This window comes from Thalassospira tepidiphila MCCC 1A03514, assembly GCF_001662875.1.
GTDB lineage: Bacteria > Pseudomonadota > Alphaproteobacteria > Rhodospirillales > Thalassospiraceae > Thalassospira > Thalassospira tepidiphila.
Genome location: NZ_JPVZ01000005.1, coordinates 235,668 through 254,953, shown reverse-complemented (window position 1 = coordinate 254,953; position 19,286 = coordinate 235,668). Strand labels below are relative to the sequence as shown.

General features: G+C 55.1%; 20 protein-coding genes. 13 read left to right on the top strand and 7 right to left on the bottom strand.

Annotated elements, in window-relative coordinates:
• The first annotated feature begins 10 nt into the window (after positions 1 to 10).
• The 5 genes from TH4_RS13325 to TH4_RS13305 all read left to right on the top strand — a co-directional run bounded on the left by TH4_RS13325 (position 11) and on the right by TH4_RS13305 (position 5,998).
• Complete coding sequence (locus tag TH4_RS13325) at positions 11 to 1,465, top strand: pyruvate dehydrogenase complex E1 component subunit beta (RefSeq protein ID WP_064781472.1); 1,455 nt, start codon at positions 11 to 13, stop codon at positions 1,463 to 1,465.
• A 64-nt stretch (positions 1,466 to 1,529) separates the two neighbouring features.
• Complete coding sequence (locus tag TH4_RS13320; protein ID WP_064781471.1) at positions 1,530 to 2,867, top strand: pyruvate dehydrogenase complex dihydrolipoamide acetyltransferase; 1,338 nt, start codon at positions 1,530 to 1,532, stop codon at positions 2,865 to 2,867.
• 95 nt (positions 2,868 to 2,962) lie between these two features.
• Positions 2,963 to 4,360, top strand: coding sequence for a dihydrolipoyl dehydrogenase (gene lpdA / locus TH4_RS13315; protein WP_064781470.1), 1,398 nt, complete (start codon positions 2,963 to 2,965; stop codon positions 4,358 to 4,360).
• 125 nt (positions 4,361 to 4,485) lie between these two features.
• On the top strand, positions 4,486 to 5,484 hold the full coding sequence (lipA, locus tag TH4_RS13310; protein ID WP_008891167.1) for a lipoyl synthase: 999 nt from the start codon (positions 4,486 to 4,488) through the stop codon (positions 5,482 to 5,484).
• Positions 5,485 to 5,533: 49 nt separating this feature from the next.
• Entirely contained in the window at positions 5,534 to 5,998 is a 465-nt protein-coding gene (locus TH4_RS13305) for a type II toxin-antitoxin system RatA family toxin (RefSeq protein ID WP_008891166.1), read from the top strand.
• Between the two features lie 3 nt (positions 5,999 to 6,001).
• Here TH4_RS13305 and TH4_RS13300 read toward each other — a convergent pair whose 3' ends face one another.
• Together TH4_RS13300 and TH4_RS13295 are read right to left on the bottom strand one after the other, a co-directional pair.
• On the bottom strand, positions 6,002 to 6,502 hold the full coding sequence (locus TH4_RS13300) for a CinA family protein (RefSeq protein WP_209272227.1): 501 nt from the start codon (positions 6,500 to 6,502) through the stop codon (positions 6,002 to 6,004).
• 19 nt (positions 6,503 to 6,521) lie between these two features.
• Entirely contained in the window at positions 6,522 to 7,004 is a 483-nt protein-coding gene (locus TH4_RS13295; protein WP_064781468.1) for a phosphatidylglycerophosphatase A family protein, read from the bottom strand.
• 222 nt (positions 7,005 to 7,226) lie between these two features.
• Here TH4_RS13295 and TH4_RS13290 point away from each other — a divergent pair, with 222 nt between their 5' ends.
• Positions 7,227 to 8,552, top strand: a complete 1,326-nt coding sequence (locus TH4_RS13290) for a M23 family metallopeptidase (protein WP_064781467.1) — start codon at positions 7,227 to 7,229, stop codon at positions 8,550 to 8,552.
• Positions 8,512 to 8,967, top strand: a complete 456-nt coding sequence (locus TH4_RS13285) for a bactofilin family protein (RefSeq protein WP_064781466.1) — start codon at positions 8,512 to 8,514, stop codon at positions 8,965 to 8,967. Before TH4_RS13290 ends, TH4_RS13285 begins: the two co-directional genes overlap by 41 nt.
• A 135-nt stretch (positions 8,968 to 9,102) precedes the next feature.
• On the opposite strand, the gene TH4_RS13280 is transcribed toward TH4_RS13285, so the two are convergent.
• Both TH4_RS13280 and TH4_RS13275 read right to left on the bottom strand, forming a co-directional pair.
• Positions 9,103 to 9,801, bottom strand: coding sequence for a haloacid dehalogenase type II (locus tag TH4_RS13280; RefSeq protein WP_064781465.1), 699 nt, complete (start codon positions 9,799 to 9,801; stop codon positions 9,103 to 9,105).
• A 94-nt stretch (positions 9,802 to 9,895) separates the two neighbouring features.
• Positions 9,896 to 11,932 carry a lytic transglycosylase domain-containing protein gene (locus tag TH4_RS13275; protein ID WP_064781464.1) on the bottom strand — a complete coding sequence of 679 codons (2,037 nt, stop codon included), beginning with the start codon at positions 11,930 to 11,932 and terminating at the stop codon, positions 9,896 to 9,898.
• 208 nt (positions 11,933 to 12,140) lie between these two features.
• Here TH4_RS13275 and dapA point away from each other — a divergent pair, with 208 nt between their 5' ends.
• From dapA to TH4_RS13255, 4 genes are all read left to right on the top strand, one after another.
• Positions 12,141 to 13,022, top strand: a complete 882-nt coding sequence (dapA, locus tag TH4_RS13270) for a 4-hydroxy-tetrahydrodipicolinate synthase (RefSeq protein WP_064781463.1) — start codon at positions 12,141 to 12,143, stop codon at positions 13,020 to 13,022.
• Positions 13,023 to 13,039: 17 nt separating this feature from the next.
• Positions 13,040 to 13,516 (top strand): SsrA-binding protein SmpB, encoded by a 477-nt coding sequence (gene smpB, locus TH4_RS13265; RefSeq protein WP_008891158.1) that lies wholly within the window; start codon positions 13,040 to 13,042, stop codon positions 13,514 to 13,516.
• 123 nt (positions 13,517 to 13,639) lie between these two features.
• Positions 13,640 to 14,299 carry a sulfite oxidase-like oxidoreductase gene (locus tag TH4_RS13260; protein WP_157097756.1) on the top strand — a complete coding sequence of 220 codons (660 nt, stop codon included), beginning with the start codon at positions 13,640 to 13,642 and terminating at the stop codon, positions 14,297 to 14,299.
• A gap of 64 nt (positions 14,300 to 14,363) precedes the next feature.
• Positions 14,364 to 14,855: a glutathione peroxidase gene (locus TH4_RS13255; RefSeq protein ID WP_008891155.1), complete on the top strand. Its 492-nt coding sequence runs from the start codon at positions 14,364 to 14,366 to the stop codon at positions 14,853 to 14,855.
• 41 nt (positions 14,856 to 14,896) lie between these two features.
• Here TH4_RS13255 and recQ read toward each other — a convergent pair whose 3' ends face one another.
• From recQ to TH4_RS13240, 3 genes are all read right to left on the bottom strand, one after another.
• Positions 14,897 to 16,729: a DNA helicase RecQ gene (gene recQ / locus TH4_RS13250; protein WP_064781462.1), complete on the bottom strand. Its 1,833-nt coding sequence runs from the start codon at positions 16,727 to 16,729 to the stop codon at positions 14,897 to 14,899.
• 19 nt (positions 16,730 to 16,748) lie between these two features.
• Complete coding sequence (locus TH4_RS13245; protein WP_064781461.1) at positions 16,749 to 17,390, bottom strand: uracil-DNA glycosylase; 642 nt, start codon at positions 17,388 to 17,390, stop codon at positions 16,749 to 16,751.
• An 84-nt stretch (positions 17,391 to 17,474) separates the two neighbouring features.
• Entirely contained in the window at positions 17,475 to 18,083 is a 609-nt protein-coding gene (locus TH4_RS13240; RefSeq protein WP_008891152.1) for a LabA-like NYN domain-containing protein, read from the bottom strand.
• Positions 18,084 to 18,282: 199 nt separating this feature from the next.
• On the opposite strand from TH4_RS13240, the gene folK reads away from it, so the two are divergent.
• Positions 18,283 to 18,831 carry a 2-amino-4-hydroxy-6-hydroxymethyldihydropteridine diphosphokinase gene (folK, locus tag TH4_RS13230; protein WP_083997102.1) on the top strand — a complete coding sequence of 183 codons (549 nt, stop codon included), beginning with the start codon at positions 18,283 to 18,285 and terminating at the stop codon, positions 18,829 to 18,831.
• 109 nt (positions 18,832 to 18,940) lie between these two features.
• On the top strand, positions 18,941 to 19,273 hold the full coding sequence (gene rpoZ, locus TH4_RS13225; RefSeq protein WP_008891150.1) for a DNA-directed RNA polymerase subunit omega: 333 nt from the start codon (positions 18,941 to 18,943) through the stop codon (positions 19,271 to 19,273).
• Positions 19,274 to 19,286: the final 13 nt, after the last annotated feature.

The following is a 19,286-nucleotide window of genomic DNA, read 5'->3' as shown; positions in this document are numbered from 1 at the left end:
AGAGGGAACAATGCCGATTGAAGTTTTGATGCCGGCCCTGTCGCCGACCATGACCGAAGGCACACTTGCCAAATGGAACGTCAAGGAAGGCGACACTGTCGCATCCGGTGACGTGATCGCAGAAATCGAAACCGACAAAGCCACGATGGAAGTCGAGGCCGTAGACGAGGGCACCATTGGTAAGCTCGTTATCGAAGCCGGTACCGAGAATGTCGCGGTCAATCAGGTGATTGCCTATATCCTTGAAGAAGACGAAGACGCGTCCGCACTTGATAACGTTTCTGCGTCCTCTGAACCCAAGAAAGACGCCGCACCGGCAAAAGAAGAAGAAGCTTCCAAGGAAGAGTCTTCTGACAAAGCCCCGGCATCGGCATCTTCGAATGCTGCGCCGGTTTCTGCCAGTGGTGCGATTGAACGTTCTGACGCTGAGCCGCGCGCAATGAGCGTGATGAACGCGACCCAGGACGAAAAGACCTATACCAGCTTTAAAACCCAGACCGTTCGTGAAGCCCTGCGCGATGCAATGGCCGAAGAAATGCGGTCTGACGAAAACGTCTTCGTCATGGGTGAAGAAGTTGCGCAGTATCAGGGTGCCTACAAGGTTACCCAGGGGCTGCTCGATGAATTCGGTGACAAGCGCGTGATCGATACCCCGATCACCGAGCACGGTTTCACCGGTCTTGCAACCGGTTCGGCCTTTATGGGCCTTAAGCCGGTTCTGGAATTCATGACCTTTAACTTCGCAATGCAGGCGATTGACCAGATCATCAACTCTGCTGCGAAGACGCTGTACATGTCTGGTGGCCAGCTTGGTTGCCCGATCGTATTCCGTGGCCCGAACGGTGCCGCATCGCGCGTCGGTGCCCAGCACTCGCAGTGCTATGCATCCTGGTATGCACATTGCCCGGGTCTCAAGGTTGTTGCACCGTGGTCGGCCGCAGATGCCAAAGGCCTTCTGAAGGCGGCTATTCGTGACCCGAACCCGATTGTCTTCCTTGAAAACGAAATCATGTACGGTCAGAGCTTTGAAGTGCCTGACGACGAAGATTTCGTCCTGCCGATTGGTCAGGCCAAGATCGAACGCGAAGGGACCGATGTCACCATCGTTGCCTTCTCGATCATGGTGGGCAAGGCGCTTAAGGCGGCCGAGCAACTGGCAGAGCAGGGCATCTCGGCAGAGGTCATCAACCTGCGCACCATCCGTCCGCTGGATGTGAATACCATCGTGCGCTCGGTCATGAAGACCAACCGTCTGGTGACTGTTGAGGAAGGCTGGCACTTCTCGGGTATTGGTGCGGAAATCGCTTCTGTTGCGATGGAACATGCATTTGATTACCTCGATGCACCGGTTGCCCGTGTAACCGGCGAAGACGTTCCGATGCCGTATGCTGCCAACCTGGAGGCGCTTGCGCTTCCGCAGGACAGCCACATCGTCGCCGCGGCCAAGGCCGTTTGCTATCGCTAAGTAAGACGGACAGGGGCTGGTCGCGGGTTACACCGCGCCGCCCCGTTACCGGGAGAATGCGTTCATGCCTGTAAAAGTATTGATGCCGGCCTTGTCGCCGACCATGACCGAAGGCACCTTGGCGAAATGGCACGTCAAGGAAGGCGACACCGTTGAATCGGGTGACGTCATCGCCGAAATCGAAACCGACAAAGCCACGATGGAAGTCGAAGCCGTTGACGAAGGCAAGATCGGTAAAATCCTTGTTTCTGAAGGCAGCGAAAACGTTGCGGTAAACGAAGTTATCGCGTTGCTGCTTGAGGAAGACGAAGACGAAAGCGCGCTTGAGGGTGCGGACACGTCTGCTGCCAGTACGTCTGGTGGCGGCGAAAGTGCGCCGGCAAAGGACGACGCCAAAGAGGAAAAGGCACCAGCAACAGCCGAAAAATCGGCTTCTGGTGACGACAAACCGGCACCGGCTGCCCCGGTTTCCGGTGGCAAGCGCATCAAGGCAAGCCCGCTTGCGCGGCGTATTGCAGCCAACGAAGGTGTCGAGCTTTCCGACGTTTCCGGTTCGGGCCCGCGTGGTCGTATCGTGAAACGCGATATTGAGGCGGCTCTGTCGTCGAAACCGGCCGAAAAGTCTGCCGCATCCGAAGACAAGAAATCGGCAGACGCACCGGCAGCAGCAAGTGCACCGGCCGCATCTGGCTGGAACCCGGATCTTACCGGTCTTCCGGAATACGAAGAAATTCCGAACAGCGGCATGCGCAAAACCATCGCGCGTCGCCTGACCGAATCCAAGCAGCAGGTTCCGCACTTCTACCTGACGGTGGATTGCGAACTCGACAATCTGTTGGCCACCCGCAAGCAGCTGAATGAAAAGGCGGGCGAGGGTGTCAAGATTTCGGTAAATGATTTCGTCATCCGTGCGGTGTCGCTGGCGCTGAAAAAGGTTCCGGCTGCGAACTCCATCTGGACCGACAAGGCGACCCTGCAGTGCAAGAAACAGGATATCTCGGTGGCGGTTGCCATAGAAGGTGGCCTGATCACGCCGGTTGTTCGTGATGCCGGTTCGAAAGGCCTTGCTGAAATCTCAGGCGAGATGAAAGCACTGGCTGGCAAGGCACGTGACGGCAAACTGAAGCCGGAAGATTATCAGGGTGGGACCTTCTCGGTATCTAACCTGGGCATGTTCGGCATCAAGGACTTCTCGGCGATTATCAATCCGCCGCAGGGCTGCATCCTTGCAGTTGGTGCGGGTGAACAGCGCCCGGTCGTCAAGGACGGTGCACTGGCAATCGCCACTGTCATGACCTGCACCCTTTCTGTTGACCATCGCGCGGTCGATGGCGCAGTCGGTGCGGAATTCATGGCCGAATTCAAAAAGCTTATTGAAGATCCGCTGAGCATGTTGCTCTAGGGTCCAAAGTTGCGCGGGGGCTTTAACAAGTCCCCGCAAGCATTTGAATTTAAAAGACCTGCAACCATTAAAGGGCAGGCGAAGGAGATCCTACGATGGCGGATAACAATTTCGACGTAATCGTGATTGGCGCAGGCCCGGGTGGTTATGTAACCGCAATCCGTGCGGCCCAGCTTGGCCTGAAAACGGCTGTTGTTGAACGTGAACATGTTGGCGGCATTTGCCTGAACTGGGGCTGCATCCCGACCAAGGCGCTGCTGCGTTCGGCCGAAGTTTATCGCAACATGCACCACGCAAAGGATTATGGCCTTTCATGTGAAAAGCCGTCCTTTGATCTGGATGCGGTGATCCAGCGTTCGCGCGGCGTGTCCAAGCAGCTTGCCGGTGGTGTTGGTCATTTGCTGAAAAAGAACAAGGTGACCGTGATCAACGGTGAAGCCAAGTTCGACGGCCCGAAAAAGATCGTGGTCGAAGGCAAGGACAAGGGTACCTATACCGCGAAGAATTATATCATCGCGACCGGTGCGCGTGCCCGTTCACTGCCGGGGCTTGAGGCCGACGGCAAGGTTGTCTGGGATTACAAAAAGGCGATGACGCCTGACAAGATGCCCAAAAGCCTTGTTGTGGTGGGTTCCGGTGCCATCGGGATCGAGTTTGCCAGCTTCTATCACACCATGGGTGCGGATGTGACCGTGGTGGAAATCATGCCGCAGATCATGCCGGTTGAAGACAAGGAAGTCGCTGGCCTGGCACAGAAGATGATGACCAAGGACGGGATGAAGATCCTGACCGAAGCCAAGGTCGCGAACCTTAAGCGCAATTCCGATAACGTTGTCGTCACGGTGGAAACCAAGGACGGCAAGAAACAGGAATTGACCGTTGATCGCGTAATTTCGGCTGTTGGTGTGATCGGCAATACCGAAGGTCTTGGTCTTGAAACCACCAAGGTCAAGGTTGATCGCAACGTGATCGATACCAACGAGTATTCGGCAACTGCAGAACCGGGCATCTATGCCATTGGTGACGTTGCCGGTCCGCCGATGCTGGCACACAAGGCCGAGCACGAAGGTGTTATCTGCATTGAAAAGATTGCCGGTGTCAAAGGCGTTCATCCGCTTGATCCGCGCAAGATCCCGGGTTGCACCTATTGCCATCCGCAGGTCGCAAGTGTCGGTCTGACCGAAGCCAAGGCCAAAGATGCCGGTTATGAAGTCAAGGTCGGCAAGTTCCCGTTCATCGGCAATGGCAAGGCGGTCGCCCTTGGCGAGGCAGAAGGTCTGGTCAAGACCGTGTTTGATGCCAAGACCGGTGAATTGCTTGGCGCGCACATGGTTGGTGCCGAAGTGACCGAGCTGATCCAGGGCTTTGTGGTTGCGATGGGTCTTGAAACGACCGAGGAAGATCTGATGCATACGGTCTTCCCGCATCCGACGCTTTCGGAAATGATGCATGAGTCGGTCCTTGACGCCTATGGCCGTGCGATCCACTTCTAGAGCTTGAGATGTTGTGTCGTGCCGGGCGGACATGCCCGGTATGATCACCTTTTACGAATGTCGGTTTGACAAATGCGCGGCGTGGCGGCAAATTGCCGCCCGTCCAATCCTTCGGAGGTAACTCTATGTCGACGGCGCCCAGCGAACAGAAACCCGTTCGTCACCCGGAAAAACAGAAACGGCCAGATCGCCCATCGGGGCGCAAACCGTCCTGGATCAGGGTCAAGGCTCCGACCTCCAAGGGGTATCAGGAAACCCGCGACCTTGCGCGCGGCCTGAACCTTCATACCGTGTGTGAAGAAGCCGCATGCCCGAATATCGGCGAATGCTGGCAGAAGAAACACGCATCCTTCATGATCATGGGCGATACCTGCACGCGTGCATGTTCGTTCTGTAACGTCAAAACCGGTATGCCGAACGCGCTTGACCCGTTCGAGCCGGAAAACCTGGCGATGGCGGTTGCCGACATGCAGCTTAAGCATGTTGTGATCACGTCTGTTGACCGTGATGATCTGGCCGATGGCGGGGCAGCACACTTTGCCCGCGTTATTGAGGCGATCCGTCACAAGTCGCCGGAAACCACGATTGAAATCCTGACGCCGGACTTCCGTGACAAGCCGGGTGCGGTTGAAATCGTTGCCAAGGCCCGTCCGGACGTGTTCAACCACAATCTTGAAACCGTTCCCAGGCTCTATACCAATATCCGTCCGGGTGCGCGCTATTACCAGTCGCTGCGTATTCTTGATCGCGTCAAACAGATTGACCCGACGATCTTTACCAAATCTGGCCTGATGGTTGGTCTGGGTGAGGAACGCAAGGAACTGGCACAGGTAATGGATGACCTGCGTGTGGCCGATGTCGACTTCCTGACGATTGGCCAGTATCTGCAGCCGACCCTTAAGCACGAGCCGGTCCACAAGTTTGTGACACCTGATGAATTCAACGAATATGCATCGATGGCACGTGGCAAGGGCTTCTTGATGGTGTCGGCAACGCCGCTAACACGGTCGAGCTATCACGCGGACCGCGACTTCGAGCAGCTTCGTGAAGCGCGCGAGAAGAAGCTGGCTGCTGCCGATGCTGCCAAAGCCAAGGCGGAACAGACCGTAACGGCGGCACAGTAATCCTTTCACCCGTTTAGCCACAGACCACGACGATCAAGGGAGATATCGCGTGCCGACGCATGCAGAGCGCAGGAAACTGCCCTATACGCCGGAACAACTCTTTGATCTTGTCGCGGATATCGATTCCTATTCGGAGTTCCTTCCGTGGTGTGTCGCATCGCGGGTGCGCAAGCGTGAAGGCAATGTGCTTAAGGCGGATCTTGTGATCGGCTTTAAGATGTTTCGTGAAAAATACACATCGAAAGTCACCTTGCAGCGCCCGGACCGGGTCGATGTTGAATATCTGCAAGGGCCGTTCAAGTACCTTAACAATCACTGGGTATTTGAAGAGGACGAAGACGGCGGCACGTCGCTTGATTTCTTTGTCGATTTCGAGTTTCGGTCAGCACTTCTGCAGAAAATGATCGGCGTTGTGTTTAACGAAGCGGTCAAGATGATGGTGGGTGCGTTTGAAACCCGTGCGCGCGAAGTGTATGGCGAGCCGAACTTGCCGACATCGGAAAATCAGGCCTGATTCCTAGTCCTTGCGATCCAGCATTTCTTCGATCAGGGCAAAGGCCTTAAGGACTGTTGCCTTGCGCACGGTATGGCGATCGCCCGGAAAGACCGTGTGGGTCGTGATGGTTTCACGGCCCTTGGCGGCACAGCCAAAATGAACAAGCCCGACCGGTTTGGTGTCGGTTCCGCCGCCCGGACCGGCAATGCCGGTAACCGAAACGGCGATGGTGGCATTGGGTGCACGATCAAGCGCACCTTCGCACATGGCACGCGCAACCTGTTCCGATACCGCGCCATGTTCGGCGAGCAAGTCATTGCCAACGCCAATCAGGCTGTTTTTGGCCTCGTTCGAATAGGTGACAAAGCCGCAATCGACCACCGATGAGCTGCCATCAACGCCGGTCAGGGTGCCGGTGATCAGACCACCAGTACAGGATTCGGCCGTGGCAATCATTTCGCCCTTGGCCTTGCAGCGCGCGATCAGGGCACTTGCCGCATTTAGAAGATCAGGGTCATTCATCATCACGATCTTTCGTCCATCAGGTGCCAGTCAGGTAAACAACGCCGACAAGCGCAATCATGGCAAAAACGCCGGCCAGGACATCATCAAACATGATGCCAAACCCGCCGCCCACGCGCCGGTCAACCCAGCGTATCGGCCAAGGCTTGATGACGTCAAATATGCGGAATGCCAAAAAGGCAATCAACAGCCACACAGCATCCATCCAGACCGCGCCAAGCGGCACGACAAGCAGACACATCCATTGACCGACCACTTCGTCAATGACGATCTCGCCGGCGTCATGGATGCCCAGCATGTTGCTGTAAAGATGGGCGACCCAGATGCCGATGGCAAAAACGGCGATGCTGGCGATGATCAATGCCGTATTCCCGCCATAGGCCCAGATCAACCAGCCAAAGGGCAGGGCGGCGAACGATCCGGCCGTGCCGGGTGCCTTCGGGCTTTTGCCGCTATAAAACCAGGTTGCGGCAAAGGTGATCATAAATCGGGAAAACGCCATTCTCAGCAAACGCATATGATGTGGAAGATGGCCATAGGTAACACAGCATATGAGCAGAAGGTGAAAATTTTGCGATTAAGGATGTGTTAACGGGCTTGCTTGCTAGCCGAGTTACAGGTAGCGTAAAGAAAAGGCGAAAATGTCTCAGGCGGGGTCAAAGAAACTCTGCATAACCGGGGTAACCGGGCGTGCATACGGGCAACTAGGGGTTAGACACTGAATATGTCGGCGTTTGAACGCATTCGTCGGTTGGTGGATAAATGGTTTCCGGATCGGCAGTTGCTTATCCGTTCCAATGATTCCGTTTACCAGCTTCGGCTTGGAAAATACGCGCAGGTCGCACTGGCCTCATTCGGGGCAGCAGCCATAACCTGGACGGTCGGCGTTACAGGTTATAGCTGGTACCTAGATCAGCGCCTTACAATGCGTGAAGAGCAGCTTTTCAGAAGCGAGCTATCGTACAACCGTCTGATCGCCCGGGTTACCGAAAGTCAGCGCCGTTTTGGCGAGATTACATCCCAGATGGAAGATACCCATCGTAATCTGTTGTCGATGGCGGAAAAGAACCTGCAGCTTCAGGCGCGGGTACAGGATTATACCTCCAAGCTTGCTGATAGCGAGAAGGAGAAAGTCCGGATTTCATCGCTTCGCACGTCGATGGATAACCAGATGAATGCGTTGCAGGGGCAGATTGACGGGATCACCAACCGTAACCTTGCGCTGCGCGATGAGTTGGAAACGGTTGAAACCGTCATGTCGCGTGTGATGCGTGAACGTGATCAGGCTTTGCAGCGGTCCAAAAAGCTTCAGGGTGAACTGAGCGAAGCGCGTCAGCGTATTGCTGATTTGCACTCGATCCAGCAGCAAGCCATGCAGCGGGTGGCCCAGACGGCAGATAACACCATTCTCGAACTTGAGAATGTGCTTGAAATGACCGGCCTGCAGCCGGAAACATTTGTTCTGCCGCCGATGAAGCCGCAGCAGCCCGGTGTTGGTGGTCCGTTCGTAGCATTTGAGCCCGAACACCCGCAGGACGAGGAATTTGTCAATACGGCGTTGGCGCTGAATGATCGTATGGATCACCTTGCCAACCTGCATGACAGGATCAAGAAGACGCCTATCGGGGAACCGGCGGCGAAATACTATCTATCGAGCTCGTTCGGTAAACGAAAAGACCCGATCAATGGTCGCTGGGCTTTTCATTCCGGTGTTGATCTTGCCGGACCGATCAAGACACCAATTCTTGCAACCGCACCGGGCAAAGTGGTGCATGCGGGATGGAGTGGCAAATACGGGAAGATGGTCGAAGTTGATCACGGAAACGGTATTCGAACCCGTTATGGCCACCTATACAAGGTCCTCGTAAAGAAGGGCGACGAAGTGCAGTACCAGGACCATATCGCCTTGATGGGAAGCACGGGCCGCAGTACCGGTAGCCATGTGCATTATGAAGTTCTGGTCAATAATAAGCCGGTCAATCCTGTAAAATTTATTGAGGCGGGACGTTATGTTTTCAAAAGCGAGCAAGACGACACAAACAACGAATAAAAGTGGTTCACACGGCGCCGAGAAAAAGGGTGGCCTGTCGGTCATCAATGCCGATCTTCGTGTGACGGGTGATCTGATTTCGGAATCCGATGTTCAGGTTGATGGTTCGATCAATGGCGATATTCGCACACGAACCCTGACAATCGGTCAAAGCGGCGAAGTCCGCGGCGAAATCGTTGCCGACAAAATCCGCATTTGCGGCACTGTTATCGGTCAGGTCCGGGCAAAGGACGTTTCCCTTTCCGATACCGCCCGCATGATCGGTGATATTCTTCACGAAAGCCTTTCCATCGAGCCGGGTGCCCATATCGAGGGCCATTGCCGCCGCATCGAAAGCGCTGCCGACGAAGGCGGCCTGACGGTGATCCAGGCGGGGCAGGTGGTTGCTGCCAACGTGAAGAAAGAAAACAAATAGTCACTTAAGTGATTTCTGTTGCGGTTTTTAGGTGGCGGGTCCGGCCATGCGCAAAACCGGCAGCAAAGAAAAAAGGCAGGCACCGGTTTCGGGCCTGCCTTTTTCATGTTTGGGCGTGATTGGAGCTGCCCGGCGTTATGCCTTTTGCGGTTCGCCAACCAGTGGCAGCAACTCATCAAGGCCGTTCAGCACCACATCGGCGGTATGCGACAGGCGTTCGGCCGGGCTATGCGCGCGATTGATCCAGGCGGTGCGGAAACCGAAATGTCCGGCCCCGGCAATATCCCAGCCGTTCGAAGACTGGAATGAAATCTCGGCCGGTTCGACTTCAAGCTTGTCGACGGCAAGCTGATAAACATCCGGGTGCGGCTTGTAGGTTTTAAGATCGTCAACACAGATGATCTGATCAAACAGCGACAGAATGCCCGACGATTTGGCTGCCGAGATCAGCATATGCTTGGCACCGTTTGAGAGGATGGCAAGCTTGTGGCCCTGACTTTTAAGCGTTTTCAGCGTTTCGACCACTTCCGGGAAGGTATCAAGCGACAGATAGGTTTCCATCAGCTTGGCACGCAGAACCGGATCCTTTTTGCCAATCTGATCAAGCGCATAATCCAGCGCATCACCGGTTACAGTCCAGAAATCGGCAAAGTCCCCCATCAGACTGCGCAGCCAGGTATATTCAAGTTGCTTTTGTCGCCAGAGGGATGAAAGGCGGTCTGCCTCGTCGCCGACGTTGTCGCGTAGTTTTGCGACGGCGGAGCCGACATCAAACAGGGTGCCATAGGCATCGAAAACAAAAGCACGGCAGGAAGACAGTGCGTTATCGGACATATTGCTGACCTCTTCTGACAAGCAGTGTTGATCAAATATGGGCAATTGCGCGCAGGCACAAATCAGGACAGGCGGAAGAGACCCCCGACTGTCCTTATTCGGTATCCTGTGCTGCGTCGCTTTGGCCCATTGCGATCTCGTCCCGGGCAAAACGCCGGCGATAGACATAAGTTCCTTCCATCACACGCTGAACGTAATTTCGGGTTTCGCTATAGGGGATCATTTCGATCCAGTCGACCAGATCGACATCCGGGTCACGCGGATCGCCATATTCGTTGATCCATTGGCGCACACGGGTCGGCCCGGCATTGTAACTGGCAATCGTCAGGACTTCCTGGCCATCCCAACGATCAAGAAGGCGGCTGAGATACGCGCGGCCAACTGCGATGTTGAAGGACGGATCCTCGATCAGGCGATCGGTGTCGTAATCAAGCTTGAGCGACTGTGCCATACGTTTTGCCGTGGCGGGCATCAACTGCATCAGACCACGTGCGCCAGCAGACGAGACCGCCTGCGGATTAAACAGGCTTTCCTGACGCATGATCGCATGGACCAGTGCCGGATCCGGGGCACGGCCCAGCGGAACCTGTTCATGGATCGGGTAGGCGGCATCAAGATAACCGCTGCCAGTCCGGATGCTGCGCTTGGCGGCAAGAATGCCCAGATCGGTGCGGCCATATTCGCGCGCCAGATCGGTCGCCATGGCGAGGTATTCCGGTTCATCATGTTCGTAAACCAGTGCCATGATGAAAGGGCGAATGATGTTGCCAAGGCCCATTGCGCCAAGCTTGCGAACGACCTGGGTCAGTTCCTGTGCTTCGAATTCTGCGCGTTGTTCGGCGGTCGGGACCGGTTGTTCAACCGAATAGGATGGCTTGCTGCCCAGTTTGTCGATGGCAAGCTGCCCATAGAAGGTATGGGCATGTTCAGCCGCGATTGCGTACCATTCCTTGGCGCGTTTCTGATCGCCAAGCGCCTCGTTGGCGCGCCCGGCCCAGTAAGAGCCGCGCGACAGGCTGATTGGATATTGAACGACATCATAAAGGTTCTGGAAATGGGTCAGCGCGATGTCGGCATCGCCCAAAAATTCAAGCGCGATCCAACCGGCATACCATTCTGCCTCGGCGATATCGCCCGGATCAACCTGCCCATGGTTGGCGACCAGACGGTAGGCATCTGTGATATGGCCCTTTTGCAGGGCGCGGCGGGCCAGAATGGCCTTTTCCAGCCACCAGTATTGCGGCCGGATCGAGATATAGGCGAGGTCATTAGCCTGCGAGAGCAGAAGATCACGCGCATCCTGATCGCGGTCCTTCTTGCGGCGCCAGCGCACACGTTCGTAAATCAGGCCGGGATCGTCGCGGTATTTTTCCGGAACACGATTGATCGCACCGTCAACACCGCCACTCATGGCGCGAAGGGCGGCGCGGGCCTCGGCCAGGCGACGGTAATCGTCGCTGACATATTTCATCATGCGTGCGGCAGTCGTCAGGCGACCTTCCCATAACAGGCGATCAAGGCGCTGTTGGTGGGTTTCCTGATCAATGTACTGGCCGTAGCGATCAAGGAAGCGGCGTTCCTGGCCGCTGCCGAAATTCTCGTTAATCCAGCTGTTACGGACCAGTGCGATGGCCGCCGATTCCTGTCCGGCACCCAGCAACGCCTTGATCTGGCGGGTTGCGCCATCAGCCGTCACCGGGGCGGATCGTTTGAACCATGCAAGGATTTCTTCATCGGGCACGGCATCGGTCATGGCTTCTTCGGCGCGCTGTCTTAGCAGCGCCTGATTGGGCCATTTCGGATGGGCATCGATGAAGGCGGTGATTTCTTCGAAGCTGTGCCCGGAATTGGGGGCGGTCAGCAGCATCCATTCCGCTGCCTTTTGCAGCAGGGGATCATCAAAATTAGTCAGGAGTTGTTCGAAAATGTCGGTCTTGCCATCTTCAACCGCGTCCAGAAAGGCGTTCAGGCGCGCCCGGCTGACAGCAGAATACAGCGGCGAGGGCGGCTGCGTCTGAAGAACGTTGTCTTCATTCGTTGCGGCCTGCACCTGATAACTGCCTGGTATCAAGATCGAAAAGCCCAGTGCCAATGCGCAGATCGAAATCTTGCGGAAAGACGCTTGCGCCATGTGATGTTCCCCTTGTGCCTTGCGGCAACGAATGCTCTCTCGAGCCGGGCATTATGGCAGCGAAATTGATAAAAGCCAAACAGTCCTGACGGGAATTTTCAGACCCGATCCCGGATCGCTCGGATTATTGGATACAGTGCTTGCGGGAAACCCCAACAGCGGCTATTTTCGCGACCGCTTTCAATATATCCCGAATTTGGAGATCTCTATGTTTAAGGGTTCAATCACAGCTTTGATCACACCATTCACGCAAGATGGTGCGATTGATGAAAAGGCGTTCCAGTCTTTTGTGGATTGGCAGCTTAAACAGGGCACGACAGGTGTTGTGCCTGTCGGAACCACTGGTGAATCTCCGACCCTTAGCCATGCCGAGCATCATCGCGTTGTCGAACTGGCACTTGAAGTTGCCAAAGGCCGCGGTCCTGTGATTGCAGGCACGGGTTCGAATTCGACCGCAGAAGCGGTGTCGCTGACCCGTCATGCGCAGAATGCCGGTGCGGATGCCGCACTTGTGGTAACGCCGTATTACAACAAGCCGACCCAGAAAGGCCTGTATGCGCATTACAAGGCAATTCATGACGCGACCGATATCCCGATTATTATTTATAACATTCCGGGCCGTTCGATCGTTGATATGAATGTCGACACCATGGCGCAGTTGGCCAAATTGCCGCGCATTGTCGGTGTTAAGGATGCGACCAGCGATCTGGAACGTCCGGCATTGACCCGCCTGGCGGCGGGTGCCGATTTCTGCCAGTTGTCGGGGGAAGACGGCACCATTGTGCCGTTCCTCGCACAGGGTGGTCATGGCTGCATTTCCGTCACATCGAACATCGCGCCGAAACTGTGTGCGGATCTGCATACGGCCTGGGCTGCGGGGAACATTTCGAAAGTTCAGGAGTTGAACTATCGACTGATGCCGGTTCACAAGGCGATGTTCTGTGAGTCCAGCCCCGGACCGGTGAAATACGCAGCAGAGCTTCTTGGCCTGTGTGGCAGCCATATGCGTTTGCCTATGGTCGAGATTGCCGAAGAATCCAAACGCAAGGTCGAAGCCGCACTTAAGAATGCTGGTATTCTCGGCCAGTAAGCGATAACAAGCGTCTTATGGCACCCAAGAAAGAAACAAGTAACAACAAGATTGTCGCGCAGAACCGGCGGGCCCGCTTTGACTTTTTCCTGACGGAAACGTTTGAAGCTGGCATCGCCCTGCGCGGTACCGAAGTCAAATCACTTCGCGATGGCAAAGGGAATATTCAGGAATCCTATGCCGAAGCGAAGAACGGTGAAGTGTGGCTGATCAACGCTTATATCCCTGAATATCAAAGCAAAATGCCGTTTGGCCACGAAGAGCGCCGACCGCGTAAGCTGCTTTTGCATAAGCGTGAAATCACCAAGATGCATGATGCCCTGAACAAGAAGGGTTTCACCCTTGTTCCGGTCAAGCTGTATTTCAATGAGCGCGGTATAGCGAAACTTGAACTGGCCATCGCCGAGGGCAAGAAAAAGGCTGACAAGCGTGAAGCGGTCAAAGAACGTGACTGGCAGCGCGACAAGGCGCGTTTGATGCGCGACTTTGGCTGATTGAAAGATCGGTCGCGGGCATGTGACTTGCCGTAGCCGTGTGAAAAGAGATTAAATGGCGCTGACATGGTGAACATGTTGGCGCCATTTTTCGTATGTCGATCATCAACCAAGGAATATCCAGTGACCGAGAGCTTTTCAGGCAAGATCAAAGACAAACTGATCGCGGCCAAGCGCAAGTGGGCCGAAGACGGGCGCTTGATGACCGGTGCACCGGACACCGAACGTGCGAACCGTTTGCCGCCGGGCCAGCGTCTTGTCACGGATTGGCCGGTTCTGGATCTTGGCATCACGCCGCATGTGTCAGCGGATGACTATCAGCTTGAAATTAACGGCCAGGTCAGAAAGCCGATGACACTGAGCTTTTCCGATCTGCTTGATTTGCCGCATGTCACAGCCAAAAACGACATTCACTGTGTGACCAGTTGGTCGCGATACGAAAATCATTGGCAGGGCGTGTTGGCCAAAACCCTGGCAGAGCTTGTTGATCCATTACCTGCTGCGCGTCACGTCCTGTTTACCGCCCATGACGGCTATACGACCAATGTTCGGATCGAACAGTTTCTGGATGATGACGTGCTGTTGGCCCATCATTGGGAGGGCGAGCCGCTGAGTGAAGAACATGGCGGGCCGCTGCGTGTTGTGATCCCGAAGCTTTATTTCTGGAAAAGTGCCAAATGGGTAAAAAAGATCACCTTTGCCCGCGATGACAAGCCGGGCTTCTGGGAAGAACGCGGATATCACAACAATGCCGACCCATGGACGGAGGAGCGCTATGAATAGGCGGCAATTCGTTGTATTCTTTGTCTTTACTATTGTTGTCGTGAGTTTGTCCTGGAGGGAGACAATGGCATCGGATGATGCGCCATCTGCATACGACTTTTCTTTCCCGGCGATTGATGCCGGTGAAATCCATCTTTCAGAGTATAACGACAAAGTCGTTTTGCTGGTAAATACCGCCTCGATGTGTGGGTTTACGCCACAATATACCGGCCTGCAGAAACTGTGGGAAGATTACCGTGACGAGGGGCTTGTTGTCCTTGGCGTCCCGTCGGCCGATTTTGGCGGGCAGGAATATAGCGAGGATGCCGATATCCTTGATTTCTGTGAGGTCAATTTTGATGTCGACTTCCCGCTGACATCAAAGACCACGGTCAAAGGTCCGGATGCGCACCCGTTCTATAAGTGGGCTGAGCAGGAATTGGGGGCGGAAAACGCCCCGCAATGGAATTTCCACAAATATCTGATTGGCCGCGATGGCAAGCTTATTCAAAGCTTTGACAGCCGGACCAAGCCGGAAGACGAGGAAATTGTCAGCGCCATTCGCGCAAGCCTTTAAGGCCAAATTGCCAAAAGACGATTTGATGACGGGACGGCGGGTTACCGCCGTCCGTCCATGACATCAAGAAATGCCAATCCGTACTGATCAAGCTTTTTGACGCCGACACCGTTGATGGATGCCATATCTTCAAGGGTGCGGGGCTTGAAACGCACCATTTCCCAAAGTGTCCGGTCGCTGAAGATCACATAGGGCGGCACATTCTGGCTGGTTGCCAGTTCGCGGCGGAGCGTGCGCAAACGTTCCCAAAGATCGCGGTCTTCCTCGTTTTCGAATTCGGTATCGAAATCGCGCAGACGCTTGGTCATGGCGCGTTTGCTTTCGCCGGGGTCTTTGCGCATTTCGACGACTTTTTCGCCGCGCAGAACCGGTCGGGACTCCTCTGTCAGATAAACACCGCCATGTCCTTCGACATCGACTTCGAGATATCCCATGGCAAGAAGCTGTCGGAAGACCGAGCGCCATTGTGGCTGCGCGATGTCCTTGCCAATGGCATAGACCGAAAGCTTGTCATGGCCGTTTTGGCGGATTTTTTCGGTCTTGCGGCCCATCAGGACTTCGATCACATGCGCCGGGCCAAAGCGTTGGCCGGTGCGATACACCGCCGACAGCGCCTTGCGCGAGGCCTGGGTTGCGTCCCAGGTATCAACCGGTTCAAGGCAGGTGTCGCAGTTGCCGCAGGGTTCGTGGCGATCTTCGCCAAAATAGGACAGGATCACCTGACGGCGGCAACGGGTGGTTTCCGCAAGTCCAACCAGCGCATCGAGTTTGCGCGACTCAATGCGTTTCTGGGCTTCGGGCGCGTCGGAACCCGCCACCATGCTTCGGATCGAAACGATATCGGACAGATCGTAATTCATCCACGCATTGGCCGGCAGCCCGTCACGCCCGGCACGCCCGGTTTCCTGATAATAGGCTTCCATGCTTTTGGGCAGGTTGAGATGGGCGACAAAGCGGACATTGGGTTTGTCGATCCCCATGCCAAAGGCCACAGTGGCACAGATGATCAGCCCGTCTTCACGCAGGAAGCGGTCCTGATGCAGTTGGCGTGTTTCCTGTGCCAGACCCGCGTGATACGGCAGGGCCGGTCGACCATTTTCCGAAAGCCATTGCGCGACGTCTTCGGTTTTGCGCCGTGACAGGCAATAGACGATCCCGGCATCTTCGGCATGTTCGCGATTAAGGAACGACAGCAGGCGTTGCTTGGCATTGCCCTTGGTTTCAATGCGATAGGTGATGTTCGGGCGGTCAAAGCCGGTGATAAAGCACTGTGCATCGGTCAGATGCAGGTTTTCGGCAATGTCTTTACGGGTGGGCGTATCGGCCGTTGCCGTCAGCGCAATGCGCGGCACATGGGCAAAGCGTGTTGGCAGCAAATCAAGACGGCGATATTCCGGGCGGAAATCATGGCCCCATTGCGACACACAGTGGGCTTCATCAATTGCAAACAGTGAAATGCTGATCCGGTCGAGCAGGTTCAAGAACCGGTCAGAGGCAAAACGTTCCGGCGCCACATAGAGAAGATCGATATCACCATCGACGGCACGCGTTTCAATCTCGCGCGCGGCATCGGGGGCAAGGGTCGAATTGATAAAGGCGGCCTTGACGCCCAGCTGATTAAGCGCATCGACCTGATCCTTCATCAACGCGATCAGCGGGGACACGACAACAGCCGTTCCCGGACGGCACAGGGCCGGTACCTGATAGCAGAGCGACTTGCCGCCACCGGTCGGCATCAGGACCAGTGCATCATTTCCAGCGATAACATGATCAATGATTTCAGCCTGTTGGCCACGAAAGCTGTCATAGCCAAACACTTCTTGCAGAACGTCAATCGGCTGACGTTGTGCAGGTCGGTCGAGAAGGTCGGGCATGGGCAATGTATCGGGCAAATTAACCGTCCAGATGTGCGCGAATTCCGGCAAAGACGTTTTCAAACATCTCTGGCGTCAGGCGATAGGTCTGGGTGTTGTAGCGCGAACAGTGATAGCTATCAAACAGTGTGATGCCATTTTCCATTTTATGCGATGCGCCATGGCCAAATTTCAGCGATGAAAGCTTGAGCCCGAAGGTGCGCAGCATCGCCTGATGGGCCACCTGTCCAAGGCAAAGAATGGCCGACAGGTTCTTCATGGCATCAAATTCGCTGATCAGGAACGGGCGGCAGGTATTGGCCTCTGGCCCGGTCGGCTTGTTTTCCGGGGGCACGCATTTCACCGCGTTGGTGATGCGGCAATCAAGCAGTTCAAGACCGTCATCCGGGCGTTTGTCATAGGTGCCCTTGGCAAAGCCGAACTTTTTAAGCGTGTCATACAACAGATCACCAGCATAGTCGCCGGTGAAGGGGCGGCCGGTGGCATTGGCCCCCTTAAGTCCGGGGGCAAGGCCGACAATCAGAAGGCGCGCATCAAGCGGCCCGAACGGACGCACCGGCCCGTTGTAGAATTCGGGAAATTTTTCCTGATTCTTGCGGCGGAATTCCACAAGGCGCGGGCAAAGCTGACAATCGATATCGGGTTGCTGATAGGTGGTCATGGCAAGTCTGACGTTTTGCCGGTTACAGTGCGGGCTGTAACCGGTGGTGATCAGGGCAGGGTGACGGGCGACGCGGTGTCGCGATCAATCGTAATCGAATTCTTCGAGATCGGGATGTTCCGGATGATCGTCGATATCGGGGTGATCGTCGTCGCGGCGTTGCTGAACCTTGCGCGCAATCGTGCCTTCAAGGGCGGTCAGTTCGATAAAGTTATCGGCCTGACGGCGCAATTCGTCGGCAACCATCGGCGGGTTTGATTTGACGGTCGAAACAACAGTGACGCGCACACCTTTGCGCTGCACGGCGTCGACAAGGCGGCGGAAATCACCATCGCCCGAGAAAATAACAACATGATCAAGGTGTTGCGCCATTTCCATGACGTCAATTGCCAACTCGATATCCATGTTGCCCTTGATCTTGCGGCGACCGGCGGCGTCGGTGAATTCCTTGGTCGGTTTGGTGACCATGGTGTAGCCGTTATAGTCCAGCCAATCGACAAGCGGGCGGATCGGGGAATATTCCTGATCTTCAATCAGGGCGGTGTAGTAGAAGGCCCGGATCAACTGACCTTTCTGGGCGAAAAGATCCAAAAGACGTTTGTAATCAATGTCAAAACCAAGGGCACGGGCAGCGGCATAAAGATTGGAGCCGTCGATAAATAACCCGATGCGTTCTTGCGGGTAAAAAATCATCGTTAAATTCCTCAAACATCAAATTTAATTATGCAGTTCCTAAAATACGGAACTTTCAAATACAGACCTTTCATGTTTACCGTGGGCGCCGGGACAAAGAAAGGCGAAAATATCGTGGACAGAGCAGGGTGGCTCCCTTAGATATCCCTTCTTTCCGAACCTTGTCATACGCCCAATCACCGAACCGAAGGTCTTCTTTGTGCGCAATTCTTCACCGTCAGACACCAGCATGATCGCGGATGACGCTATCCTGATTGCTTTCGGTGCAAATTTGCCTACTGAAGAATATGGTGCGCCTGCACAAACATTGAAAGCCGCACTGCGTCGATTGGCCGAAAATGGCGACATTTCGATCAATCAGGTGTCGTCATTTTATGAAACCGCACCGGTGCCGATTTCCGATCAGCCCTGGTACGTGAACGGTGTTGCACGCATTTCGACGGAACTGTCTGCGCACGATCTGCTTGAACGTTTGCACGAAGTTGAGGCCGAATTCGGGCGTGTCCGGCGGGAACGCAATGCCGCGCGTGTCATTGACCTTGACCTGATTGCTTATGGCCGGGAACTGGTGCGTGAAGAGGGCGGCATTCAGGTGCCGCACCCGCGCATGGCAGAGCGGGCGTTTGTTTTGCTGCCCTTGCGGGATGTGGTTGCCGACTGGGTTCACCCGGTTTTGAGCCGCACCGTTGATGATCTGATTTCCGATCTGCCGGCTGATCAGCAGATTCGCAAACAAACGAATGGCTGATAAAGCATGCGAAAACCTGATCGAAAGAGTGGTTTCGCTGTTGCAACACACGTGATCCGACGCTATAAAGCTCGGTCTGGACACCCCAAAAGTATTTCTGGAGACATTTATGGCGCGCGTTACCGTCGAAGATTGCGTTGACAAGATTCCGAACCGCTTTGAGCTTGTAATGCTTGCAGCTCAGCGTGCACGCAACATCTCGGCCGGTGCAGAACTGACCATTGATCGTGACAACGACAAGAACCCGGTTGTTGCGCTGCGTGAAATCGCCGAAGTAACGGTTGATTTTGACGATCTGCGAAATGGCATGGTGCAGGGTCTGCAGCGGCATGTTGAAGCCGATGAGCCGGAAGAAACCGAAGACGATTTCGGTCCGAAACTGGTTGCTGAAGCTGTTGAAGAAGCTTCCGCTGGCGTTGTTGCTCCGTCGGAAGAAGAATAAGGTCAGACTGGTT

Excerpts from the sequence above, each read along its gene's own strand:
- TH4_RS13300 (WP_209272227.1), bottom strand. The coding sequence starts at position 6,502 with ATGAATGACCCTGATCTTCTAAATGCGGCAAGTGCCCTGATCGCGCGC.
- TH4_RS13320 (WP_064781471.1), top strand. The coding sequence starts at position 1,530 with ATGCCTGTAAAAGTATTGATGCCGGCCTTGTCGCCGACCATGACCGAA.
- TH4_RS13280 (WP_064781465.1), bottom strand. The coding sequence starts at position 9,801 with ATGTCCGATAACGCACTGTCTTCCTGCCGTGCTTTTGTTTTCGATGCC.
- TH4_RS13295 (WP_064781468.1), bottom strand. The coding sequence starts at position 7,004 with ATGGCGTTTTCCCGATTTATGATCACCTTTGCCGCAACCTGGTTTTAT.
- TH4_RS13255 (WP_008891155.1), top strand. The coding sequence starts at position 14,364 with ATGGCATCGGATGATGCGCCATCTGCATACGACTTTTCTTTCCCGGCG.
- lpdA (WP_064781470.1), top strand. The coding sequence starts at position 2,963 with ATGGCGGATAACAATTTCGACGTAATCGTGATTGGCGCAGGCCCGGGT.
- recQ (WP_064781462.1), bottom strand. The coding sequence starts at position 16,729 with ATGCCCGACCTTCTCGACCGACCTGCACAACGTCAGCCGATTGACGTT.
- TH4_RS13245 (WP_064781461.1), bottom strand. The coding sequence starts at position 17,390 with ATGACCACCTATCAGCAACCCGATATCGATTGTCAGCTTTGCCCGCGC.
- dapA (WP_064781463.1), top strand. The coding sequence starts at position 12,141 with ATGTTTAAGGGTTCAATCACAGCTTTGATCACACCATTCACGCAAGAT.
- TH4_RS13325 (WP_064781472.1), top strand. The coding sequence starts at position 11 with ATGCCGATTGAAGTTTTGATGCCGGCCCTGTCGCCGACCATGACCGAA.
- lipA (WP_008891167.1), top strand. The coding sequence starts at position 4,486 with ATGTCGACGGCGCCCAGCGAACAGAAACCCGTTCGTCACCCGGAAAAA.
- TH4_RS13240 (WP_008891152.1), bottom strand. The coding sequence starts at position 18,083 with ATGATTTTTTACCCGCAAGAACGCATCGGGTTATTTATCGACGGCTCC.
- TH4_RS13275 (WP_064781464.1), bottom strand. The coding sequence starts at position 11,932 with ATGGCGCAAGCGTCTTTCCGCAAGATTTCGATCTGCGCATTGGCACTG.
- smpB (WP_008891158.1), top strand. The coding sequence starts at position 13,040 with ATGGCACCCAAGAAAGAAACAAGTAACAACAAGATTGTCGCGCAGAAC.
- rpoZ (WP_008891150.1), top strand. The coding sequence starts at position 18,941 with ATGGCGCGCGTTACCGTCGAAGATTGCGTTGACAAGATTCCGAACCGC.
- TH4_RS13285 (WP_064781466.1), top strand. The coding sequence starts at position 8,512 with ATGTTTTCAAAAGCGAGCAAGACGACACAAACAACGAATAAAAGTGGT.
- TH4_RS13290 (WP_064781467.1), top strand. The coding sequence starts at position 7,227 with ATGTCGGCGTTTGAACGCATTCGTCGGTTGGTGGATAAATGGTTTCCG.